Origin of the sequence: Paraglaciecola arctica (genome assembly GCF_018861065.1) — a bacterium.
Taxonomy (GTDB): Bacteria; Pseudomonadota; Gammaproteobacteria; order Enterobacterales; family Alteromonadaceae; genus Paraglaciecola; species Paraglaciecola arctica_B.
The window spans coordinates 1-19,928 of sequence record NZ_JAHKQO010000023.1 but is presented as its reverse complement, the minus strand read 5'-3'; the positions used below and the strand labels follow the sequence as shown (position 1 = coordinate 19,928).

Below are 19,928 nucleotides of genomic sequence, written 5' to 3'. Positions count from 1 at the left end.
AGTGATCTGATTAGCAAGGCATTTAAACAAGTTAACACCACGCATTAGCCTGTTAGCAAGGTAAATAGTTTCGGTTTTTCCTATCAAATAAGTCAATCCCCTCAACTTAAGTTGCTTTGAACTAGCAGCATTTTCATTTCAATACTTGAAGTTAATAAAGAGGATTAATCGATGAGCGATGAACATTATGAATTAGCTGGGTAGGCATATGGTACCTAGCCGTATGATTTTTCTAGGGAAAATATCGCTCCTGTGGAACCACAATTTGATAGGCTCTCGCGAGAGGTTTAGTTGCTTCTTCGATTGATTCTGTTATTTTTTGCGTTGTAAGGTTAAACCAAATAAAAAGGTATAGTTCAGTGTCCAAATCTGTTCAAAAAATTTCGACGCTAGTCACCCGCACGATATATGTTTTAGTTGCCCTGCCCATATTTTTTAGTCATGCAATAGCCGATCCTGTTGATGACTTTCTACGCCTTAAAATGAGTGAAAATCGCATTCCCGGATTACAGGTTGTGGTTATCAAAAATAACAAAATCATCAAAGTGACTAGTTACGGGCTGGCCAATGTTCAAGATGAGGTCAAGGTAGACAATACAACAGTGTTTAATCTGGCGTCGATAACTAAAGCGTTTACGTCAGTAGCCGTTATGCAACTCGTTGAGAAAGGTGATCTAGCTTTATCATTACCTATCTCAACGTATTTGTCTGATTTACCCAAAAGTTGGCAAAAAGTAACCTTACAGCAAGTCTTGTCTCACACCTCTGGTTTACCCGATATTATGAATCGAAATTTTCAACTAATTGATAGTGAAGGCGAACAGCAATCATGGTTAAAAGTAAAACAACAAGATTTGTATTTTGAGCCAGACACCGCATTTCACTATAACCAAACTAATTATTTGATTGTTGGAAAAATAATAGAGCAAATTACCGGTAAGAGTTATGCGCAATTGATCGAAGAGTTTCAGCTTAACAATAAAAATTTGGTATTAACACGAACCGCTGGCTTCTCGCATTTTCTAAGTGTTAATTCTCACCAAGCTAGAGACTACAGACTTAATAGCCAGAACGAACTCACTAATGTCCTTACTTATTTCCCAGCAATAATTCGTGCTGGAGCCGGCATGAGTTCAAGTGCAACTGAGTTAGCCTATTGGACGTTACAACTTCAAAACGGTGCGTTTTTTAAATCTAGTGATTCACTCAATACCTTGTGGAAAGCGACAGCGTTAATTAACGATCATTGGGCTAAGGAAAACCCATCAATGCATCCCTATGCCTTGGGTTGGTATGTCGTAGAATCTCCTAAAGGTTTAAAAATAGTGACCGCTGGTGGTGGCCAATCAGCTATAGCGGTATACCCTGACTTAAATATTTCAATTGTTATCTTGAGTAATCTAGCTGGTGCGAAACCGGAAAATTTAATGGACGAAGTAGTAGAGTTTTATATTGAAGATTTTGGTTTGTCTGATGACGTGAAACTATTAAAACGAGAATTACAGCAACAAAATTACCGCAACCCATTATCTATCGCACAAAAACTTCAAAAGGAGCATAGGTTTACATTCGATGCCAATGATTTGAATCATTTCGGAAATTTACTTGTTAAACACTTGAAGTACGACAGTGCCCAAAAGGTATTTAGCCTTAACAATCAACTTCATTCTAAAATCATTTTGAATAGTGACTTGTTAGATAATTTTATAGGCACCTACCAGTTAGCAGACTTTTCGATTGTAGTGACGCGAGAAGCTAATGCCCTATTTATCACCGCTACGGGGGAATCTAGGCTCCCTATTTTTGCAGAGACTCAAACTACATTTACACTAAAGGCCGTGGAGGCAAAAGTAACATTTGTTAGCAAGCAAACGGATGGTGTATCTGGATTGATGCTCAATATCAACGGGAATAAACTCTTTGGTAAAAAGATATAAGAATTTTAAGCAACGAGTTAAATCTAGAAGCAATTATTGACCGCGAGACACAATTAGAAATACAACTCAAACTGCTAATTTACGACTTTTCAATGGTTCGAGGTAATCCTAATCTGTGATGAACCTTTATACAATCATCTCTTAATACCCCCCATTGACCCCAACTTCGTGCTACTAGATCTGTGTCAGACCTCCGTCTACGTGCAAGTCAGCCCCCGTGATGAAGCTTGCATCATCAGAGTTAATATATACTACAGCTCGTGCGATTTCTTCTGGTTTTCCTAGCCTTTCAAGTGGAGTCTCCTTTTTAACTCGGGCCAAAATATTGGCCAACGTCGTATTATCAAACCCAAACTTTTGCAAAATCGGTGTATCAGTCACACCGGGAGATATGCAGTTAACGCGAATATTTTGATTACCTAACTGCGCAGCAAATGACCGAGTTAGAGATCGAACTGCAGCTTTAGTTGCCCCATACGCCGCCCACACGCCTGCACCTCGATTTGATTGCACCGACGAAATGAGTGTTATTGCTGCGTTACTATTTAAGTATGGCAACGACTTTTGAACTGTAAAAAATACCCCTTTAACGTTAATGTCAAAGGTATTTTGAAAACTCTCTTCTGTTACTTCGATAATCGGTTCAGCTACAGCTACCCCTGCGTTAGCCACTATCACATCGAGCTTCCCAAATCTGCGAGTGCTATCTCGATAAAACTTTTCGATATCTCTGACGCAAGCAACACTTCCTTCAACACTAAGGTAGTTTTTGGAATATCGTTGTTGCAGAGGATTAGGGGTTTGGAATTGGCGACTCAGTATGGAAACCCGATGACCATGCTGCAAATAGTTTTCAGCGATGGCAAATCCTATTCCAGTGTTTCCCCCCGTTATTGCAATGTGCTTTGAGATTATATTCAAGGTGCTTACTCCGTTGTTTAAGTCCAGTTATTTGCAAATATCACAAACAAAAGTATCGCACCTTGAGTGGAAACCGACTACACTAAAAGGGAATCATTCCAATATAACGGACGAAAAAAGCGTAAAAATGCCTTTTACAGACAACAAAAATGACCTGAACTTAGACTACCTTGGAACCTTTATACGAAGTTTTCGTAGCGCTAAAGGCGAAAGTTTACAGGTACTAGCGCAACGATCTGGCGTAAGTAAATCCATGATCGCACAAATAGAATCCGGGAAAACAAGCCCAACTATTTCTGTCTTGGCTAAACTAGCTCAGGCTATGGAGATTAGTCTAAGAGATTTAGTGCAACCACCAGAACATTCGTTAAATTTGCATTCAACTAGACCTGATGACAATAACGTCGTTAGCAAAAAGAATAGCGTTTTCGTCTGCCATTTACTCGCAAATGAGCAAAGACACTTCTGCACAAAAGTATACCGATTTTATTTTACCGCGCCAGGCAAGACATCATTTGCGGCTAATAAACCAGGCTCCCAAAAACATCTTTGGCTAGAAGAAGGAACGCTAACGGTTTATATCGCTAATAAACGTATTTTAATTCCTGAACAGACATTAACTACGTTTAATGCTTCTATTCCTCACCGATTTGATAGCGCGACCCAAAAGCTTGCAAGAGGCCTATTCTTTGTCGTTTATTAACGGTAATCATCAATCGTCTATTTCTCTCAAAGTCGGTATACCCAGTTAAAACAACTAGAATTTTCGTAATTAACAATCGTTTTGCTTGAGATAATTCTCAGCAATTACAACACAGGGCTGACCAAATCTAAAATGTCAGCATTGTAAGGCGCATCGATAGCATCGCTGGTTAACAGTGAAGTGACACTATTGACTTGAATAACCTTTAATAAATATTCTGGATCGGATTGTAATATAGGCGTGCTGAGTCCGTTGCTAGTAGGAATTAATTGCTTTTTATGAAGCACAAACTTGTCTCCCACTTTTATGCCGTTTTCTAACCCCATATTGATGGTCAGTTTTTGCTGATCGTTATGAATAATTTGCGCAAAACTTTTTTCGCATTGTAACAAACTGGCAACTTCTAATACCGCGCCGTTAACCGTATTCAACACCACTCGACCGTAATCACTGCGCCAAAACAAACTATTATTGGTATCTACATTATATTGGTCACTAAACTCCCACGTTGCTTCACTATGATAAGACTCTTGAAATAAAATATTGTGACGATAAGCGTCAAGTACATAAACTTGGATAGTGAAATTTCGTCTGAGTGTGACATCGTCGGATAACAATTCCTCTTTTACTTGTTCAAATAGGCTAATGTCTCTAATAAACCCAAACACAATAAATTGCTGGCCATAGGCCCTAGCCAAATAATTTGATTTGTTGGTTATTTCACGAAGGTCAATCTCTTGTTGATAACGTACATTGGTAAAGGCTTTATCAATCATTGAGACTTTAGGTGCATTCTGTTCTGAGCTTAACTGACGTTCAAATCGTTTGGTAATTTGTTTACCTAAGTCAAACAAACCACCATGACTCGCTTGTTTTGGGCGCAATAATTGAAATTGGGTTATCAAAACCGACCTAGCGTACTGGTCGCTACTACAGTTAAACAAGGGTTCGATGTCGACTCTTACTACAACACTTAAGGTGTCATCATCAACGGTTTCGCTAATAATCTCAACTCGTTGAATGCTACCTTGAGTGGTAATAACTGATTTACTGCTGACTAACAATCCGTCTAGCACTATGTCTTCAGCAGCCACGAAACTTCCGTGTTGAAACGACGCATTTGCTACCGCATTTTTGATCGCTTGTACTCTAGCACTTTCTATATCGGCTCCATCTAAGACAACAGTCGCCTGCCCTTGCTGCCAAACCGCCCATGTATTGAACGCAAAACCATACAAACCAATAAAAGCCACCACGGTAAACAAACGTAAATAACTGATATATTGCATTACTTAAATATCGCAAAAAGTTTGTCTAGCACTGAATCTTGTTGATTATCATGCAGCTTGCCTTTACCGCTATATTCGATACGAGAATTACCCACTTTAGAGGAGATAATAGTATTCGAAGCATCAATATCAGCAATACGAACCTCACCTGAAAAACGCACGTACTCTTGACCAGTGTTAAGTTTGATCCATTTTTCACCGGCCACAATCAAATTGTTGTTGGGCAATATTTCAAGGATATATACCGTAATATCACCGTTTAGAGAGTTTGATTGATCGGTATTTGAGGAACTATCAAGGTCATTTTCTTGACTATGCTCTATATTAAAGTCCCCTTCAGCAACTTGGATTGGTCCCGCGTTCACGCTTACTGGTCCCAATGTAAAATTACTACTTTTATCAGACGTATAATTAAGAGATTTTTTGGACGAGGTAGATTCGTCCAATTTCACCAAAATCATATCACCCACAGCATAATTCTTATGTAGTTGATACAAACTTCCGGCGTTAACTTCATTAAACAACGAACCATTAGGCACATGCACAATTTCTATATTTTCCATATGAATTGGCTTGTAGTTAGGATCATTTGGCATCACCTGATCATTTTTAGTAACCACAGCTCTTTGGTTCACTAAAGGATTGCTAGGCGCATCCTCAATGACCTGTTGTTCAATAGTGGGGGTTTGGCTGCATGCGCACAATACGACTATGCAGGGATAAAAACACTGTAGATACTTGAGTTTCATAAAAAAAAGACCTCCTAAAATACTATTCACGTGTAGTAACAACGTTAAGAACGGCCTCTCATATACCTAACTCTCGAAAGGATACTAATGTAAAAAAACTATCCCTAATACAGGGCTTGAGTCGTTTGCACATTGTTTGCACTTTTGAGCTTTGCAACTCTTAAGATCTAAAGTTAAAGTGATTATGAGGTAAACGAGGTATTGGCGCCTGTTTAACACAGGTAGTACAGCAACCGTGGGGACAGTTGCATAAACAAGCTAATAATACCGGACAACACATGACAATATTTGACACCTTTACTAACAGTCTAGGTCTAGGAAATTTAGTTGACAGCTCCTTAACTAGTGATAGTTCTGCGACCGAAACCGATACCAGTTCACTAGGTGAAGTATTCGACAGTTTTCTGTCATTTATGTTACCCAATGACTCCAGTGAGAGCAGCGCTAACGGTAATGCCAGTACTTCCTTTGATGAGTCTGCAGATAGTTCGCTAACCTATACAGACCCTATTGAGAGCATACAACAAGGTCTTATGGCTGCTGTGGCTCAGAATAGTTTTGGCGTAAGTTCTTTGGACGAGTTGACGTCTGATGAGTCTATCGCAAGTTTGCAAAATGCGTTTTTAGTGAGTTTACAAGCTAACTTATTTAGCGCCGCAGACAATAATACTGACGCCACAGCACAAAGTACTGAGGCAATTACTGATGTAACCGCTACTAGTGACTTTTTGGGAAGCATTGAAAATTTGTCTAATGCCTTTTTAGGTAACGGCGAACTGGGGCTAAATCAAGTGTTTGATACAGTCAACGTTCTCAACCATATTCCTATTGTTGCCGATCTATACCAAGAGACCATGGCAACTGATGTGGCTCCAGTGGCAGAAGTGGTTGGTAGTTTTATGTATGGCGGCGCATTAGGTTTAGGATATTCAGTAGCCAATATGGCGGTTGAAAATATCACCGGAAAATCCATTTACGGTAACTTAGTAGAAGTATTTTTCGATGACGAACAACAAGCTTCAATTGCATCAACAACCAATACGTTTGTTGAAAACGTCAACCAAAACAGCAATGCATACCAGTTTGTAAAACGCTCGTTTTAGACTAGCTATGACTGCGTCACAATGCCTGATGAACATAATTATAAACGGAAAAGCACTCAGTTTTTACTGAATGCTAATCTCCAGCTATCTGCTATCTACTATCCACTATTTACTAAAAAACCCAGCAACCTTACCTTTGTCACAATTAAACGACAGCGGGTTAATCATTATAATCCGTCATCAACAAATGATTCTGAATACTAGGGATGGCGTCTTCTTTATGGTGATTAACATAAAGTAAAGTAGTGCTACCCTCTCTGGCAAGTAAATCGATAAGCGCTAATACTTTTAAGCGATTAATATCGTCTAAGCCATTGCAAGGCTCATCCAAAATCAAAAGTGTTGGGTGTTTGACCATTGCACGTGCTAGCAACACTAAACGTTGATCACCAAAAGACAGTTCTTGAAAGGGAGTGGCTGCATGATCATCTAGCGACATAATAGCTAGCCACTGTTTTGCCAAGGTTATTTGGTTTTTAGTGGCTTGTTGATACATGCCAATACTGTCGTAAAAACCTGATAGTACAACCTGTAATAACGAACAATTTACTCGGTAGTCGAGATGAAACGCGTTAGACAAATAACCAATGTATTGTTTAATTTGCCATATGCTTTCACCACTACCTCGTTGAAACCCAAACACAAAAATATCATTCACATAACACTGTGGATGATCGCCTGTGATCAAATTCAATAAACAGGTTTTCCCAGAGCCATTTGGCCCCGTAACTTGCCAATGCTGTTGCCCATGAATGGTCCAGTTAAGGCCACTAAAGACAATATTTTCAGCGTACTTCACTTTCGCATTGGTCAATCTCACCAAAGGTGCTTCTGCGTCAAGTGGATGCGGCGCAAAACTGTCGCTGTCTTTTGCGGGTAGTATCAAACTTCGCTGCTGCATATGTTGTAGTTGTTTGATATGAGTCAACTGCGCTGACAAGTCATTATCTACAGTAGTTTGCCAATGATCCCTAGCCGATTCCATTAACACTAATTGCTTGCAAAAACTTGGCACCTCGCTCAAACGATTAAGCACCAACATCAAGGTGGTGTGGGTGGATATTTCAAGCAGTAATTCATTAAAGTCAGCGCAAGCCTGCGCGTCCAATCCGTCCCAAGGTTCATCCAATATCAACAGTTGTGCTTGACCCAATAATGCCTTTGCTAAAAGTAACTTCCTCGTTTCTCCGGTGGACAAGGCACGAAATGGTCGTTGTAACATAGCCGCTAATCCAAAAATTTGAATAACGCGGGCTTGTAACTGCGGGTCAATCTCTCTTTGTATCACCCCCTCAAACAAAATCTCTTGTACTGTTGTAGGCACAGCTATAACGTCAAGAATATCAGCACAATCCTTTTGTTTTTCAGCTTCAATTAATGCTTGTTGTTGCTCGACCGACACCCAAGCGACATCCGCGGTAACTTGGCGTTGCCCAGTTAGGCACTCTCCGTTACCAGCAACTAACGCAGCCAGTGCAGACTTTCCACTACCGTTTGCCCCTAGTACAACTGTGTGTTGTAAAGGTTTAATTATTAGAGAGCTAATGTGTAAATTGTAATGTTCGTCGAATACCGCGTGACAGTGTTGTAGTGTGACTAAGGACATAAATCAAAATGCAAAAGAATTTTGCGTATCCTATCAGAAAATGGCAACGGTTCATCGTTTTGATAGCTCTTTGTAAAAATCCTCGAAAACTAATTGATACATCCATCAATCCAAAACAGGGTGCTTCGAGTACTTAAATTCGTTAACATTTACTTTACTATTTGCGCTAGTCTCCTAGCCCATGAGCATGAGTTGTAAAATTATTTATGGATTTAATCTTTTTTGATTTAGATGGCACCCTATTAAACGACGCCTCTGAAATTTCACCTTTTACCAAACAAACTCTTAATTTGTTGAGTAAGAAAAAAATAGCCTATACCCTCGCAACGGGCCGCACAATGCATTCGGCGCAGAGTGTTGTAGAGGGGCATGATTTTCATTTGCCGCAAATATTCAATAATGGCGTGACTATTTGGGATCCACAAACTCAACTACTGACTCTTGAAAATCTGCTTAGCCAATCAGAAATTGCCGTTATCTTTGATGTGGCGATTAAACAAGGGATCACCCCATTTGTTAACGTCATTGAAAACAACCACCAGCATATTTTTCATGCACCACCTCAGCATGAAATAGAAAAAGAACTCATCAATTCACATTTTTCTCACACCAAAGCCAAACTATTTGATATCGAAGCTCTGCCTTCAAATAGCCAAATCACTAATATTAGTATGATTGGTAAGGCTGAAGCCATTCATCCAATGTGGCGCGAGTTGAATTCCCACAAAAGTTTAGTGGCTTATTCAGGCATGGCGCTAGAAGGTGATGACTATTGGTGGTTGGACGTTCATCATCGTCAAGCCAGTAAAGGGGCAGCCGTCACCAGTTTGAAAAAACAACTTGGGGCCAGCAATGTAATTTGTTTTGGCGATGGTGACAATGATCTGAGTATGTTCGCCCTTGCTGATGAAAGTTATGCACCTGAGAATGCCAAAGTTGCTATTAAAGAGTCAGCGACAGCGGTAATTGGGCATAACCATGAAGATGGCATTGCTCGATTTTTGCGGGAACGTTTTTCGCTGTAACCGCCTCGGTATAAAATAGGAGTACCCGTTAGGTGAACACCCAAACCAAACAAGTAGACGTATTAATTGTTGGCGCAGGAATATCAGGCATTGGCAGTGCGTACCACCTTCAAAACCAATGCCCTGATAAGTCATATGCCATTATCGAAACCCGCAGTGCTTTAGGTGGCACTTGGGATTTATTTCGTTATCCAGGAGTCCGGTCCGATTCTGACATGTTTACATTCGGCTTTAATTTTAAGCCTTGGCGCTCACCTAAAGCTATCTCTCCCGGTGCAGATATCAAAAAATATATTGCCGAGGCTGCAACGGAAAATGCGATTCATCCACACATTGTTTTTCAACACAAAGTGATATCAACAAACTGGGATAGCTCGCAGTCTAGGTGGCATACCAAAGTACAAAATCTGCAAACGGGAGAATATTGCCAATACATCAGTCGTTTCTTTTTTTCAGGTGCCGGCTACTATAATTACGAGAAGGGTTACACTCCCGATTTTAAAGGAACAGAGCTATTTTCAGGGAGAATCATTCACCCACAACATTGGCCACAAAATCTCGATTACTCAGGTAAAAAAATCGTGGTAATTGGAAGTGGCGCTACGGCTATAACGCTGGTTCCAGCGTTGGCGAAATCGGCAAGTCATGTCACTATGTTGCAGCGCTCTCCGACCTATATTGCTTCGCTACCTGAGCAGGATATATTTGCCAACCTAATGCGCCGACTTTTACCTGCAAAACTCGCCTACAGTTTAAGTCGCTGGCGAAAAATACTGCTGGGAATGTTTATGTATTCCCTTGCAAGAAGGCGACCAGAGAAAGTCAAAAAACTCATACGAAAAGCCATTATTGACGAGTTGGGAGAGGATTACCCGGTCGATAAACACTTTAAACCTCACTATCAACCTTGGGATCAACGAGCCTGTTTAGTACCAGACGGGGACTTTTTTAAAGCAATTAAAAGTGGTTCAGCCAGTGTAGTAACCGAACACATAGACACTTTCACAGCAACCGGAATTCAATTAAAAAACGGTGATGAATTAGCTGCAGATATTATTGTCACCGCCACCGGACTTAAATTAGACATACTCAGTTCATACCAAATAAGTATTGATCACAAGGTGTTCAATGTAGCCGAGAGTTATTGTTACAAAGGCATGATGTTAAGCGGCTTGCCCAACTTTGCTTTTTCAATGGGATATACCAATGCTTCTTGGACCCTTAAATCAGATTTGGTGAGTCAATATGTTTGTCGCTTACTGAATCATATGGACAAACACCATCACAAATATTGTGTGCCACTGTTGCCCGCTGACGACATTGAAGAAGAGCCCATCATAGACTTTACCTCTGGGTACATCATTAGAGCATTACATGAAATGCCTAAGCAAGGTCGCGAAAAACCATGGAGACTGAATCAAAATTATATTCTTGATAGGCTAAGTCTAAATTATTCATCAGTGGTTGATAACAGCATGAATTTTTCATGATGGAGTTTTGAACACTGTCTCACTGCTTCAGTACAAAGGTTAGTGACCCAACAGTGGAACTCAGTCACGGTTTCAAATCTAGCTCGGCTATCAAATAACTGTAAATAAGATGGGTGTATTGATAAATACTATTGGTTAAATTAGCAGTTATCGTTAACATCCACGTGAGTTAATGATTTCGTTCTAAATCAACTGACAACTTAAATCGCCCTTTCAGGTTTACGCATCGAGGATTATGTGACTAAGGCTAACGTTCTGACTAATTATGAAGAGACCAATAATTACGCTCTGAACACTAGATTGGCTACTCGGCCATTATGGTATTTTCCCGCATCATGAACCATCCACAAACCAATGCATTAGCCAAACGCACCCTATTGTTAGCTGCGGGAGCGATGGGATTTGCACAAACCGTGTTATTTGCCATATTAGCACCGCTAGGTAGAGAAGTGGGATTAGTGGAAGTGCAAATTGGTGCAATTATCTCATCCTCTTCATTAACCCTATTTCTGGTTAGTCCTTTATGGGGGCGTGCCAGCGACATATGGGGTAGAAGAAAAATATTATTGATTGGTTTGTTTGGTTACTCCTTCGGAACCATACTCTTTGCTAGTGTATTTCAGGCTGCGTTATTGGGGTATCTAATTCCTGTAACAGCCTTAATACTATTAATTGTGACTCGAGTAGCCAACGCTACTGTGATGGCAGCGGTTGCACCTTCGGCTAACGCTTACATGGCTGACATCACAACTGTAAAAGATAGAATAAAAGGCATGGGAGCCATTGGCGCCGCCGGAAATATTGGCTCTATTCTCGGCCCTGCAGTAGGAGGCTTACTTGCCACTATTAGTTTACTTACGCCCCTGTATTTTTCGGTATTTTTAACCCTAGCGGCGGCGGCATTAACATTTTATGCGTTGCCAGAATTACCCAAACCAGAAGTCATTGAAAAACCTCAACGACTTAAGTACACCGATCCTAGGATCTTTCCTTTGGTGATTGCTGGCGTATTTTTGTTTATGGGTTTTGCGATTGTGCAACAAACTATCGCATTTAGGTTTCAAGACGTATTAGGACTAGATGGCACTCAAACGGCCAAAATTGTAGGTGTGAGTCTGATGTTTTCAGCAGCCTCAGCACTGTTGGTGCAATTATTGGTTATTCCTAGATTACATGTCAGGCCATTTGTATTACTGAGAATATCCATGCCCATCATGATGTTGGCCTTTGCCATTATGGCCTTGAGTCAAACCGAGAGTATGTATGTTGCGTCAATGTGTATATTAGGACTAGGAATGGGACTTGCCGGCCCCGGGTTTATGGCAGGCGCCTCAGTGGCTGTTTCCTCTGAAGAACAAGGTGCAGTGGCAGGTGTAGCCGTTGCCTGCGGACCGTTAGGTTTTACGGTTGGTCCGCTGTTGGGCACCTATTTATACTCAATAAACGGAGCCCTTCCCTACTGGTTTGCTTTTGGTAGTTATTTGTTATTGTTTTTCTTCACACTTAAATTTAGTGATAAAAAACGCTAAATTCATTCTTTGAAAGCCTAATCTCAGCTTCACTTTTTACATTACTTTTGACCTTATTTCTAACCCCATTTTAGGTTAGTCATTGGCTAAAAAAACTTCATGTTTGAGATTCGAAAATTGACTCAAGTCTAAAGTCGACTTGCCCAAGCCTGTTGCATTAACGAGGGATTTCACAAGGTACTTATTAAAAGGGCTATTATTGCTGTCCGCTAAAAAGTCTTGGGGTAATATCCATTTCGCATCTGCAATTTCATGGGTATCTTGAATATCAATCTGGGTCGACAATGGAGTTAATTTACAGACTATATAAATGTTTGATTTTCCGAAACGATAAGGGTGGGTACTGGCCATTCCTAATACAGAATCAAAACTAGTGGCAATCCCAGTTTCTTCTAATACTTCTCTGTATACTGCATCTTCTATTTTTTCTCCTAACTCTATATGGCCACCGGGTAATTTATAAGTCGAAGCTCCCCGCTCTCGGATCACCAATAATTCACCCAAGGAGTTTTGCACGAATCCTCCACCACCCAATGAATGAGTGGGTACAAAAGGAACATAGTCTTCTTCCAAAGATTTAAACGTCAGGGTAATTTCAGTAGGCAAACAATTATGAAAGGTAAAACCCTGTTCAGTGGCAATCTTGATTAAATGCGCTAAATCAATAGATAACGTTAACCAAATCACCGATTTATTTTGTATTCTGGCATGCTCTAATAAGGCACTCAATTGTTGTAAAAACAGCGTTTCGTCAGTTGGAATGGCGCTGTTGTCGATAATAATACCGTTAAATTTATTGTACTCAAATGCTAACAAAATCTACCACTTATCTAGATTAATACTGAAAGGCTCGTCTTTATAGATGCAGCTTAATTGCTTGCTGATCTTTTTTCACCATATTAGCAACAACCAAGTCAAAAGAATTGTCTATCATTCGTTCTATTTCACCTTGCGGGATCGTGCCATCAAGTTTGATAGTATTCCAATGGACTTTACTCATATGGTAACCAGGAATAACAGACGGAAACATATCTCTGAGCATAACGGCTTCTTGAGGATCGCATTTAAGATTCATCCAAAACACATCGTGATCTTCACCATCGCCCTTACCCAATTTTCCTCTAGATAATGTCGCAAACATCTTATGCTTAACTTTAAACACCGCAACGTCTGCACCAAAAGGGAAAGTTTCCACCGCAAAAGGTTTATTGACTAAATAGTCTCGAGCTTGTTGTTGATTCATTCCATTTTCCTTAAATACTTAAATAAAGGTCCTTGGGTAATTATAATCTTATCGATAACTTTGTTGACATTTTTTAATGAAATATTGAAGTATCACTCACTGGTGGGTTTTTTTAATAATTTCCGTTGTAACGTTCTACGATGCATACCTAGTTGCCTAGCAGTAACTGATATGTTGCCATCATTTGATTTTAACACTTGCTGAATATGCTCCCATTCAAGTCGAGAGGGAGACATAATATTGGTGTCGCTTACTTCCATATCTTTAGTTTCACCGACTAACATTGCCAGCAAGGTTTTTGTATCAACCGGTTTTGATAAGTAATCATCGGCACCCAATTTAATGGCTTCTACGGCAGTGGCGATACTGGCATAACCAGTAAGTAGAATAATTCTCGATTGGGGTAGTAGAGCTCTAAGTTGCGGTAAGATAACTAAGCTATTTTCGCTTCCAACTTTCAAATCCAAAATCATGTGAGTTGGTTGGTGTTCTTGGGCGAGGGCTAAGCCTTGTTCATTGCTCATGCCGTGTAAACATCGATAACCATAGTGGGACAAACGCCTAAGTAATATATCCGCAAAACTTTGCTCGTCTTCAATCAGTAATAAAGTCTTCAAGTGAGCTTCACCAATTTCATAATCACTTCAACTACTGCCCCAACTTCAGAATGATTGTATAAGCGAAATTGTGCGCCTAACCTTTCTAGTGTTGCATGACTGAGTAATACTCCCATACCAAAGCCTTGCTCACTTTTAACCACCGTAGATCCCAAATCAAGCAGCGTTTGCTCAGATAAACCACTACCGAAATCTCTTATTGTGAGAGTTAGTTGCTGTTTTTCTATTTGACTCGATACTTCAATCTTTTGACTGTTATTTTGCTTAGAAGCTTGTACCGCGTTTTGCACTAAATTTAACAATGCTGGAAACAAAGTGGTGTCGGAATAGACGGCGAGTTGCTCACTAGCGTCCAGGTGATAACCGACCTGTACATCGGCAAAATTTAATTGGATCTCTTGTTGAATCTGCGAAAATAGCTGGTTCAAGGGGATCTGTCGTTTACTATTTTGTTTAAGCTCCTCAGACATCACACGAAAATCTTGCAAACGTTTATTACATAACCCTAGTTGTTCTTGCAATTGAGTTAAGTATGTACCCTTGTATTCCAATTCTAACTCTTCAGTTAACAGGTTCGCTGTCGCCAATGGTGTTGCCATTTGATGGGCAAATTGTGCTGCTGTAGTACCCAGCGCAACCAATTGTTCTTGACGTAATTGTTCCTCTCGTAATTGACTGACTAAACGCTCTTGCTGACGCATGGCTTGCGCAAGTGACGCCACTATCAGTACAACCACTAAAGCCGACAGTACAAATGTCAACCACATTCCAATAAAATGCTGTTGCATATCAACTACATGCATCTGATGGTGGTCGAGAGTAAATAACAAAGTCGAATAGGCAGCAAGGGCCATAAAAGTAACGAACAATAACCAAGGTTTAGGTAAGGTTACAGCCGCAATAGCAACTGGTAATAACAACAAAGAAACAAAAGGATTAGTCGCGCCATTAGCAAAATAAAGTAACAACGTAAGAGTTAATATATCAAGGGAAACTTGCAATAAAAATTCGATAGATTGTGCGTTTCTATTACCCCTATAGTAATAAAACAGACCTAGGTTAATCACTAATTCTGCTGCAATAATTAGTTTTAGCGAAGTATAAGGCAGAGAATATTCAAACCAAAATTCGGCCAATAAAACCACCATTAGCTGCAACGCAATAAAGCCATTGCGCAGCTTGACTAATTGCAATAATTGACGATTAGTTTGCATGTGTGAAGTTGACATACGACTGCTAGATAGTAATAACAAAGACTGCCAGCATTTATAACAGTTTATACTGCCAAACTAAACCTAAAGACCAACGACTTCTGCCTTGCTCTTGAGTATCGTCTTGATACCATTCGCTACGAAACTTAAAGTTTTGGTAAAAGTTCCATGTCCAAGAAACCGCTAATTTTTCGGGTTCAAACCCCATATTATATAAACCGCTAGATTGAATGAATAGTTGCGAGGTCTTGGTAAAACTATTGTCTATCACCAACCGCTCGTATTTAACTTGTAAGCGGTGCTCGTCTAACGACAAACCAAATTGAATCTTATAGCCATCGTGAGTAGCCAATAAGTCAGCACTTTGGGTAGTATCGACTAGTTGCGCATCAATATCAGCGCGGATCCATTCAAATTCACCATTAACAACGATGGGGTTAAGTTGCCATTGTAAACTTGCAAATATTCCCATGGTTAAAGTATCACCACTAAACTCTAAATCAGATGCACTCAGTTGCTCGTTACCGTGACTATGCCCCCCTTCATAACGTTGGTCTTTACGAGTTTCTGCACGACTGGACATTATCCAAGAGCCTAATTGAGCGTTAAAGCCTGCGTTCTGATAAGGGTAATGAATGTATAATGCCGCTGCTCCCTCACCAGAAGTAGAGGGCCAGTTATCGCCATTCCAGACTTCAAGGCCTAAATTAATACCGTATAAACGACTACTGGCTCTGGCACCTATATCAACAAAATGACCACCTAAGAATATATCTGCTAACAAAGGAGATTCACTGAAAGCACCGCTAGAAGCATGAAAATTTGCAGTAGGTGTTACTTGTGTCGCCATTTTTCCCGCTTCAAACATTATTACTTGCCCTCCCAATTGGGTATTGGCACCAAACCAGAGGTTTTCTAACTCGACTTCTGTTGAACCATCGTGGCTATGTGCCCCTAATTTTGAATTAACAAAATAGTTGTCACCAACATTTAAATGCCCCAATAACTGAACATCATCTAAACTCGTTCCCTTTTCAACTGGTAGGGCTTCTCCCCCCATTAATAAACCTGGAATTTGCCACACTTGATCGACAGGAAAGGATTCATCACTGCGAAACGTAATCGTTGTTTTAACCTCCAATGAATCGGGCTGAATATTATTAGTTGGATTGTCATGAGCAACAACTGACCAAGAAAATACACTACACAAAATAGGTAATAAGTACTGTTTCATTATTATTCTTCAAAAGGATCAGAAAATTTAGGGTTATTGATAAACTCGTAATCGGTAAGGGATTCAAGAAACGCGATAACAGCATCAATTTCTTCGTCGGTCGTTTCAAAAGGCAAGATAAGCCCAGACTTCAAAGGACTTAAATTGCCATCTCCGGCATTAGGGCCATTTTCAATCAAGCGCCCTCCTCGAGCGTAGTGCTCAATGACTTCACGTAAGGTCGCAATGCTGCCGTCATGCATATAAGGTGCGGTCAATTCTATATTTCGTAAACTTTGCGGGCGAAACATGCCGCGGTCAGCCGGGTCTAAAGTTAAATCGTATAACCCTTGGTCTTCTGATGGATAACTACCCTGCCCATCTACGTTATACAATCCATTGTTAAAAAATGGGTATTGAATCGTATCCTCAGTAGTATTTGAATCACGATAGGACACCGAAAAATTATTACCCGTATGGCAGTGGAAACATTCAAATTTCTCGCCATTAAACAAACTAAAGCCCAATTTTTGTTGTTCGGTTAACGCCGCAGTATCACCTAACAAATACTGATCATAAGCACTATTGGCGCTGATCATAGTGCGCAAAAAACTGGCCAAGGAAAATATAATTTTATTAATACTTGCACCCGAATCACTATCAGGGAAAGCCTCTGCGAACATTGCTACATAATCAGGATCGTTATCAAACCTAGCCAATACTTCCTCTATATTGGAATCAGTGACTCCTAATTCTATTGGGTTGTCGGCTCGAATTGGAACATTCAGCTGGTCTTCTAATTCTAAGAACCCATTGTTACTCCAAGTGAACGTTGAATGATACACCACGTTAGCCAGCCCCTGGCTATTTCGGGTAAGTTGGTGGCCTGTAGAACCAAAGGGAGTAGCTACCCCATCACTAAAGGCAAGCTCTTGGAAGTGACAAGACGAACACGATTGAGTTTGATTGGCAGATAAGTCTTTTTCATAAAATAAGAATCTGCCTAGCTTAATTTTTTGTTCAGTTAACGGATTATACTCGGGTATTGCAGGTGTTGAGATATGTGCGGGTAACTCAAGTAAATCTCTGATGTTTTTTTGTTCTGAACTTTCTTCAACTGTCGTCACAGAGGATTGATTACATCCCATCAATAAAGCCAGACAACAACTTACAACAATAAACTTCATATAGTCTCTTTTACAATAAAGGGGCTAACTCATCCAAAGTTAACCCCATTTTATTATTCTACTGTGATGGTAGCATTGTCTGCGGCGACTGTAGCACCGGTTTCAGTTGAGATACCAAAATTTGAAAACACGGGACCACAATCGGCTTGCATGGCAACAGGAGCAGAGTGACAACGTACCGCAGGTGCGTCAGATCCTTCGGCGGTTGGCGCAAATGCTAGGCCAGCTAGCACATTTTGGATATCAATGGTTACTGTGTTAACAGCAGGATCAAAGTTACTCAACTCAACTTTAGGTGTATTAATGAATTCGCACTCGTCTTGCGTTTCAAGTGCCAGCAAGCCATCACCCGTACAGTTTTTACTGCCTATATGTAAAAAACCATCACCGGCAATACCATTGGTATCTTCTATGGCAAAGTTCATTAGAAAATGACGGTACCCACTGGCCCATGACCAATACATTTCATTTAACGGAGAAGGCGCATCTTCAGCCGAAGTGCTATTAATCACCTCCTTCATCATAGCTTGGGGCAGTCCCACATCAAATGTCACTTTAGCTACGCCAGTATCAAGATAACTACCCGAAATCACACTATTAACGCGAGATGTGCCAGATAACGAATCTAATGCACAAGAGCCTGAGTCACTTGAGGTCAAATCTATCAAGGCTACAAAACCTTGCTCATTTTGGTATTGAAATTCGTTTTCGTCTAAAGTAGCTTCGATTTCCACATCATATTGATCGTAGAACTTAATATTGCTGACGTAGAAACGTAAGTCACTGACACCCACACTGTAACTTTGGTCATTACCAAAACCTGTATACATAGTATCGCAGTTAACTTCTTCTACCCCACTCATCGCTTTAAAACTAAGACTAAAAGCACTTGCAACTGGATTATTTTGGTCATCACCACCAGTGGGATCATTACTAGAATCGCTACTTCCGCAAGCCGTTAAAAAGGCCGCAGCTAAAAGGCCGGCTATACGAGAGGGTTTAAAATTCATATTTAATTGCATATTCATTTCTCTTTTAGTTCTATTTTAATGATGGGAGTGATGAGATTGAGTGGCATCAGAGAATGGTTTGTCTTCTACCCAAACTTCAACCGTAATCTCACCGCTGTGTTCGAAGCGCAATAACAGCGGAAACTTGTCACCTTTGGTTAAAGGTGCTTTTAATCCCAATAACATGATGTGGGTTCCCCCTGGCGTAAATTCGATTTTGTTTTTGGATGAGATCAACAAACCGTCGAATACTTCACGCATTTTAGCCATATCTTCTAAGTACTGGGTGTGATGTATTTGAGCTTGCTGCGCTATAGTGGGAGGTACTTCAACCGACAACAAACGCTCTGTTTTCTGGCTAGAATTGTTGATAACCAAATAAACAGCTGCAGTTTTTACAACCGGAGCTGTTGGCCTCGCCCAAGGATGATTAACTTCAATTTTTCCGGCGCTAAAATCATGAGCAAAAGTGCTTAAAGAAAAAGCTGAAACTAAAAATAACGCACCAAATGGCTTTAATATGGAATTCATAACGACTTGCAAAATAAATTAACTCGTTTTTTTGAGCCATTATAGAAACTTATTAGGGTGGGACAATGCGACATATTGTCGCACCAATGTAAATTACTCGTGACAAAATTTAACTGTGAATTAACATTAACCTGAAACGTTAATGTCCGTTGACCGAAAGTAAAATGAACCTTGCTAGGCTAAAACAACACACATAAAAAAAGACAGTTACCTGTCTAATGCCGATTCAGTTAAGAAAACGTTTAATACTCGATTGATAAATTATTGGTATAAAAACAATAAAAGTGGATTCCGGCCAAAAGACTGCCGGAAAGACGATGGTGAGGAATGGCAGTAAAGACTGCCGTAAAGACGAAGATGAGGGATGGCAGTAAAGGCCGCCGTAAAGAAGAAGATGAGGGCGCCGGAATAATGGTATGGACCCACCCGCTTTCTAACGGCTTCGTAATGAGCCATGACGGTAATCCCCCTTGTCATTCCCGAATGCTTTTATCGGGAATCCAATGTTAAATAGACTGGCTGGCGTTCCATCAAAAAAATCTGCTGTTCACCTTAAGTGAACAG

General features: G+C 40.3%; 18 protein-coding genes. 6 read left to right on the top strand and 12 right to left on the bottom strand.

Features of this window, described 5'->3' with window-relative positions; translation table 11 throughout:
- Positions 1 to 359: 359 nt before the first annotated feature.
- On the top strand, positions 360 to 1,937 hold the full coding sequence (locus tag KO534_RS09345; RefSeq protein WP_215929387.1) for a serine hydrolase domain-containing protein: 1,578 nt from the start codon (positions 360 to 362) through the stop codon (positions 1,935 to 1,937).
- 174 nt (positions 1,938 to 2,111) lie between these two features.
- Here the strand turns inward: KO534_RS09345 and KO534_RS09340 are convergent, their stop codons facing one another.
- Complete coding sequence (locus KO534_RS09340; RefSeq protein ID WP_252732048.1) at positions 2,112 to 2,858, bottom strand: SDR family NAD(P)-dependent oxidoreductase; 747 nt, start codon at positions 2,856 to 2,858, stop codon at positions 2,112 to 2,114.
- Positions 2,859 to 2,985: 127 nt separating this feature from the next.
- On the opposite strand from KO534_RS09340, the gene KO534_RS09335 reads away from it, so the two are divergent.
- Positions 2,986 to 3,561, top strand: a complete 576-nt coding sequence (locus KO534_RS09335) for an XRE family transcriptional regulator (RefSeq protein WP_215929386.1) — start codon at positions 2,986 to 2,988, stop codon at positions 3,559 to 3,561.
- Between the two features lie 104 nt (positions 3,562 to 3,665).
- On the opposite strand, the gene KO534_RS09330 is transcribed toward KO534_RS09335, so the two are convergent.
- Entirely contained in the window at positions 3,666 to 4,850 is a 1,185-nt protein-coding gene (locus KO534_RS09330; RefSeq protein ID WP_215929385.1) for a flagellar assembly protein T N-terminal domain-containing protein, read from the bottom strand.
- Positions 4,850 to 5,599, bottom strand: coding sequence for a flagellar basal body L-ring protein FlgH (locus tag KO534_RS09325; RefSeq protein WP_215929384.1), 750 nt, complete (start codon positions 5,597 to 5,599; stop codon positions 4,850 to 4,852). Before KO534_RS09325 ends, KO534_RS09330 begins: the two co-directional genes overlap by 1 nt.
- A 278-nt stretch (positions 5,600 to 5,877) precedes the next feature.
- Between KO534_RS09325 and KO534_RS09320 the strand changes: the two genes are divergently transcribed.
- Positions 5,878 to 6,702, top strand: a complete 825-nt coding sequence (locus KO534_RS09320) for a hypothetical protein (RefSeq protein WP_215929383.1) — start codon at positions 5,878 to 5,880, stop codon at positions 6,700 to 6,702.
- Positions 6,703 to 6,862: 160 nt separating this feature from the next.
- Here the strand turns inward: KO534_RS09320 and modF are convergent, their stop codons facing one another.
- Positions 6,863 to 8,308, bottom strand: coding sequence for a molybdate ABC transporter ATP-binding protein ModF (gene modF / locus KO534_RS09315; RefSeq protein ID WP_215929382.1), 1,446 nt, complete (start codon positions 8,306 to 8,308; stop codon positions 6,863 to 6,865).
- Between the two features lie 206 nt (positions 8,309 to 8,514).
- On the opposite strand from modF, the gene KO534_RS09310 reads away from it, so the two are divergent.
- The 3 genes from KO534_RS09310 (at position 8,515) to KO534_RS09300 (ending at position 12,352) form a co-directional block, all read left to right on the top strand.
- A complete protein-coding gene (locus tag KO534_RS09310; protein ID WP_215929381.1) occupies positions 8,515 to 9,333 on the top strand; it encodes an HAD family hydrolase in 819 nt (272 codons plus the stop codon).
- Positions 9,334 to 9,365: 32 nt separating this feature from the next.
- Positions 9,366 to 10,823 carry a flavin-containing monooxygenase gene (locus KO534_RS09305; protein ID WP_215929380.1) on the top strand — a complete coding sequence of 486 codons (1,458 nt, stop codon included), beginning with the start codon at positions 9,366 to 9,368 and terminating at the stop codon, positions 10,821 to 10,823.
- A 335-nt stretch (positions 10,824 to 11,158) separates the two neighbouring features.
- Entirely contained in the window at positions 11,159 to 12,352 is a 1,194-nt protein-coding gene (locus tag KO534_RS09300; protein WP_215929379.1) for an MFS transporter, read from the top strand.
- Between the two features lie 75 nt (positions 12,353 to 12,427).
- On the opposite strand, the gene KO534_RS09295 is transcribed toward KO534_RS09300, so the two are convergent.
- The 8 genes from KO534_RS09295 to KO534_RS09260 form a co-directional block, all read right to left on the bottom strand.
- Positions 12,428 to 13,168 (bottom strand): NUDIX domain-containing protein, encoded by a 741-nt coding sequence (locus KO534_RS09295; protein ID WP_215929378.1) that lies wholly within the window; start codon positions 13,166 to 13,168, stop codon positions 12,428 to 12,430.
- Positions 13,169 to 13,208: 40 nt separating this feature from the next.
- Entirely contained in the window at positions 13,209 to 13,595 is a 387-nt protein-coding gene (locus KO534_RS09290) for an MmcQ/YjbR family DNA-binding protein (protein WP_215929377.1), read from the bottom strand.
- A 92-nt stretch (positions 13,596 to 13,687) separates the two neighbouring features.
- Positions 13,688 to 14,212, bottom strand: a complete 525-nt coding sequence (locus KO534_RS09285; protein WP_215929376.1) for a response regulator transcription factor — start codon at positions 14,210 to 14,212, stop codon at positions 13,688 to 13,690.
- Positions 14,209 to 15,441 carry an ATP-binding protein gene (locus KO534_RS09280; protein ID WP_215929375.1) on the bottom strand — a complete coding sequence of 411 codons (1,233 nt, stop codon included), beginning with the start codon at positions 15,439 to 15,441 and terminating at the stop codon, positions 14,209 to 14,211. Before KO534_RS09280 ends, KO534_RS09285 begins: the two co-directional genes overlap by 4 nt.
- Positions 15,442 to 15,478: 37 nt before the next feature.
- Positions 15,479 to 16,657 carry a hypothetical protein gene (locus KO534_RS09275; RefSeq protein WP_215929374.1) on the bottom strand — a complete coding sequence of 393 codons (1,179 nt, stop codon included), beginning with the start codon at positions 16,655 to 16,657 and terminating at the stop codon, positions 15,479 to 15,481.
- Between the two features lie 2 nt (positions 16,658 to 16,659).
- Positions 16,660 to 17,823: an MbnH family di-heme enzyme gene (locus tag KO534_RS09270; RefSeq protein WP_215929373.1), complete on the bottom strand. Its 1,164-nt coding sequence runs from the start codon at positions 17,821 to 17,823 to the stop codon at positions 16,660 to 16,662.
- Between the two features lie 53 nt (positions 17,824 to 17,876).
- The gene (locus tag KO534_RS09265; protein WP_215929372.1) at positions 17,877 to 18,845 is read right to left on the bottom strand and encodes an MbnP family copper-binding protein; all 969 of its coding nucleotides are present in this window, start codon (positions 18,843 to 18,845) and stop codon (positions 17,877 to 17,879) included.
- Between the two features lie 24 nt (positions 18,846 to 18,869).
- The gene (locus KO534_RS09260; RefSeq protein WP_215929371.1) at positions 18,870 to 19,364 is read right to left on the bottom strand and encodes a copper chaperone PCu(A)C; all 495 of its coding nucleotides are present in this window, start codon (positions 19,362 to 19,364) and stop codon (positions 18,870 to 18,872) included.
- Positions 19,365 to 19,928 lie beyond the last annotated feature (564 nt).

Coding starts and splice junctions, on each gene's coding strand:
- KO534_RS09310 (WP_215929381.1), top strand. CDS start 8,515: ATGGATTTAATCTTTTTTGATTTAGATGGCACCCTATTAAACGACGCC.
- KO534_RS09290 (WP_215929377.1), bottom strand. CDS start 13,595: ATGAATCAACAACAAGCTCGAGACTATTTAGTCAATAAACCTTTTGCG.
- KO534_RS09270 (WP_215929373.1), bottom strand. CDS start 17,823: ATGAAGTTTATTGTTGTAAGTTGTTGTCTGGCTTTATTGATGGGATGT.
- KO534_RS09280 (WP_215929375.1), bottom strand. CDS start 15,441: ATGTCAACTTCACACATGCAAACTAATCGTCAATTATTGCAATTAGTC.
- KO534_RS09330 (WP_215929385.1), bottom strand. CDS start 4,850: ATGCAATATATCAGTTATTTACGTTTGTTTACCGTGGTGGCTTTTATT.
- KO534_RS09335 (WP_215929386.1), top strand. CDS start 2,986: ATGCCTTTTACAGACAACAAAAATGACCTGAACTTAGACTACCTTGGA.
- modF (WP_215929382.1), bottom strand. CDS start 8,308: ATGTCCTTAGTCACACTACAACACTGTCACGCGGTATTCGACGAACAT.
- KO534_RS09320 (WP_215929383.1), top strand. CDS start 5,878: ATGACAATATTTGACACCTTTACTAACAGTCTAGGTCTAGGAAATTTA.
- KO534_RS09260 (WP_215929371.1), bottom strand. CDS start 19,364: ATGAATTCCATATTAAAGCCATTTGGTGCGTTATTTTTAGTTTCAGCT.
- KO534_RS09325 (WP_215929384.1), bottom strand. CDS start 5,599: ATGAAACTCAAGTATCTACAGTGTTTTTATCCCTGCATAGTCGTATTG.
- KO534_RS09300 (WP_215929379.1), top strand. CDS start 11,159: ATGAACCATCCACAAACCAATGCATTAGCCAAACGCACCCTATTGTTA.
- KO534_RS09265 (WP_215929372.1), bottom strand. CDS start 18,845: ATGCAATTAAATATGAATTTTAAACCCTCTCGTATAGCCGGCCTTTTA.
- KO534_RS09275 (WP_215929374.1), bottom strand. CDS start 16,657: ATGAAACAGTACTTATTACCTATTTTGTGTAGTGTATTTTCTTGGTCA.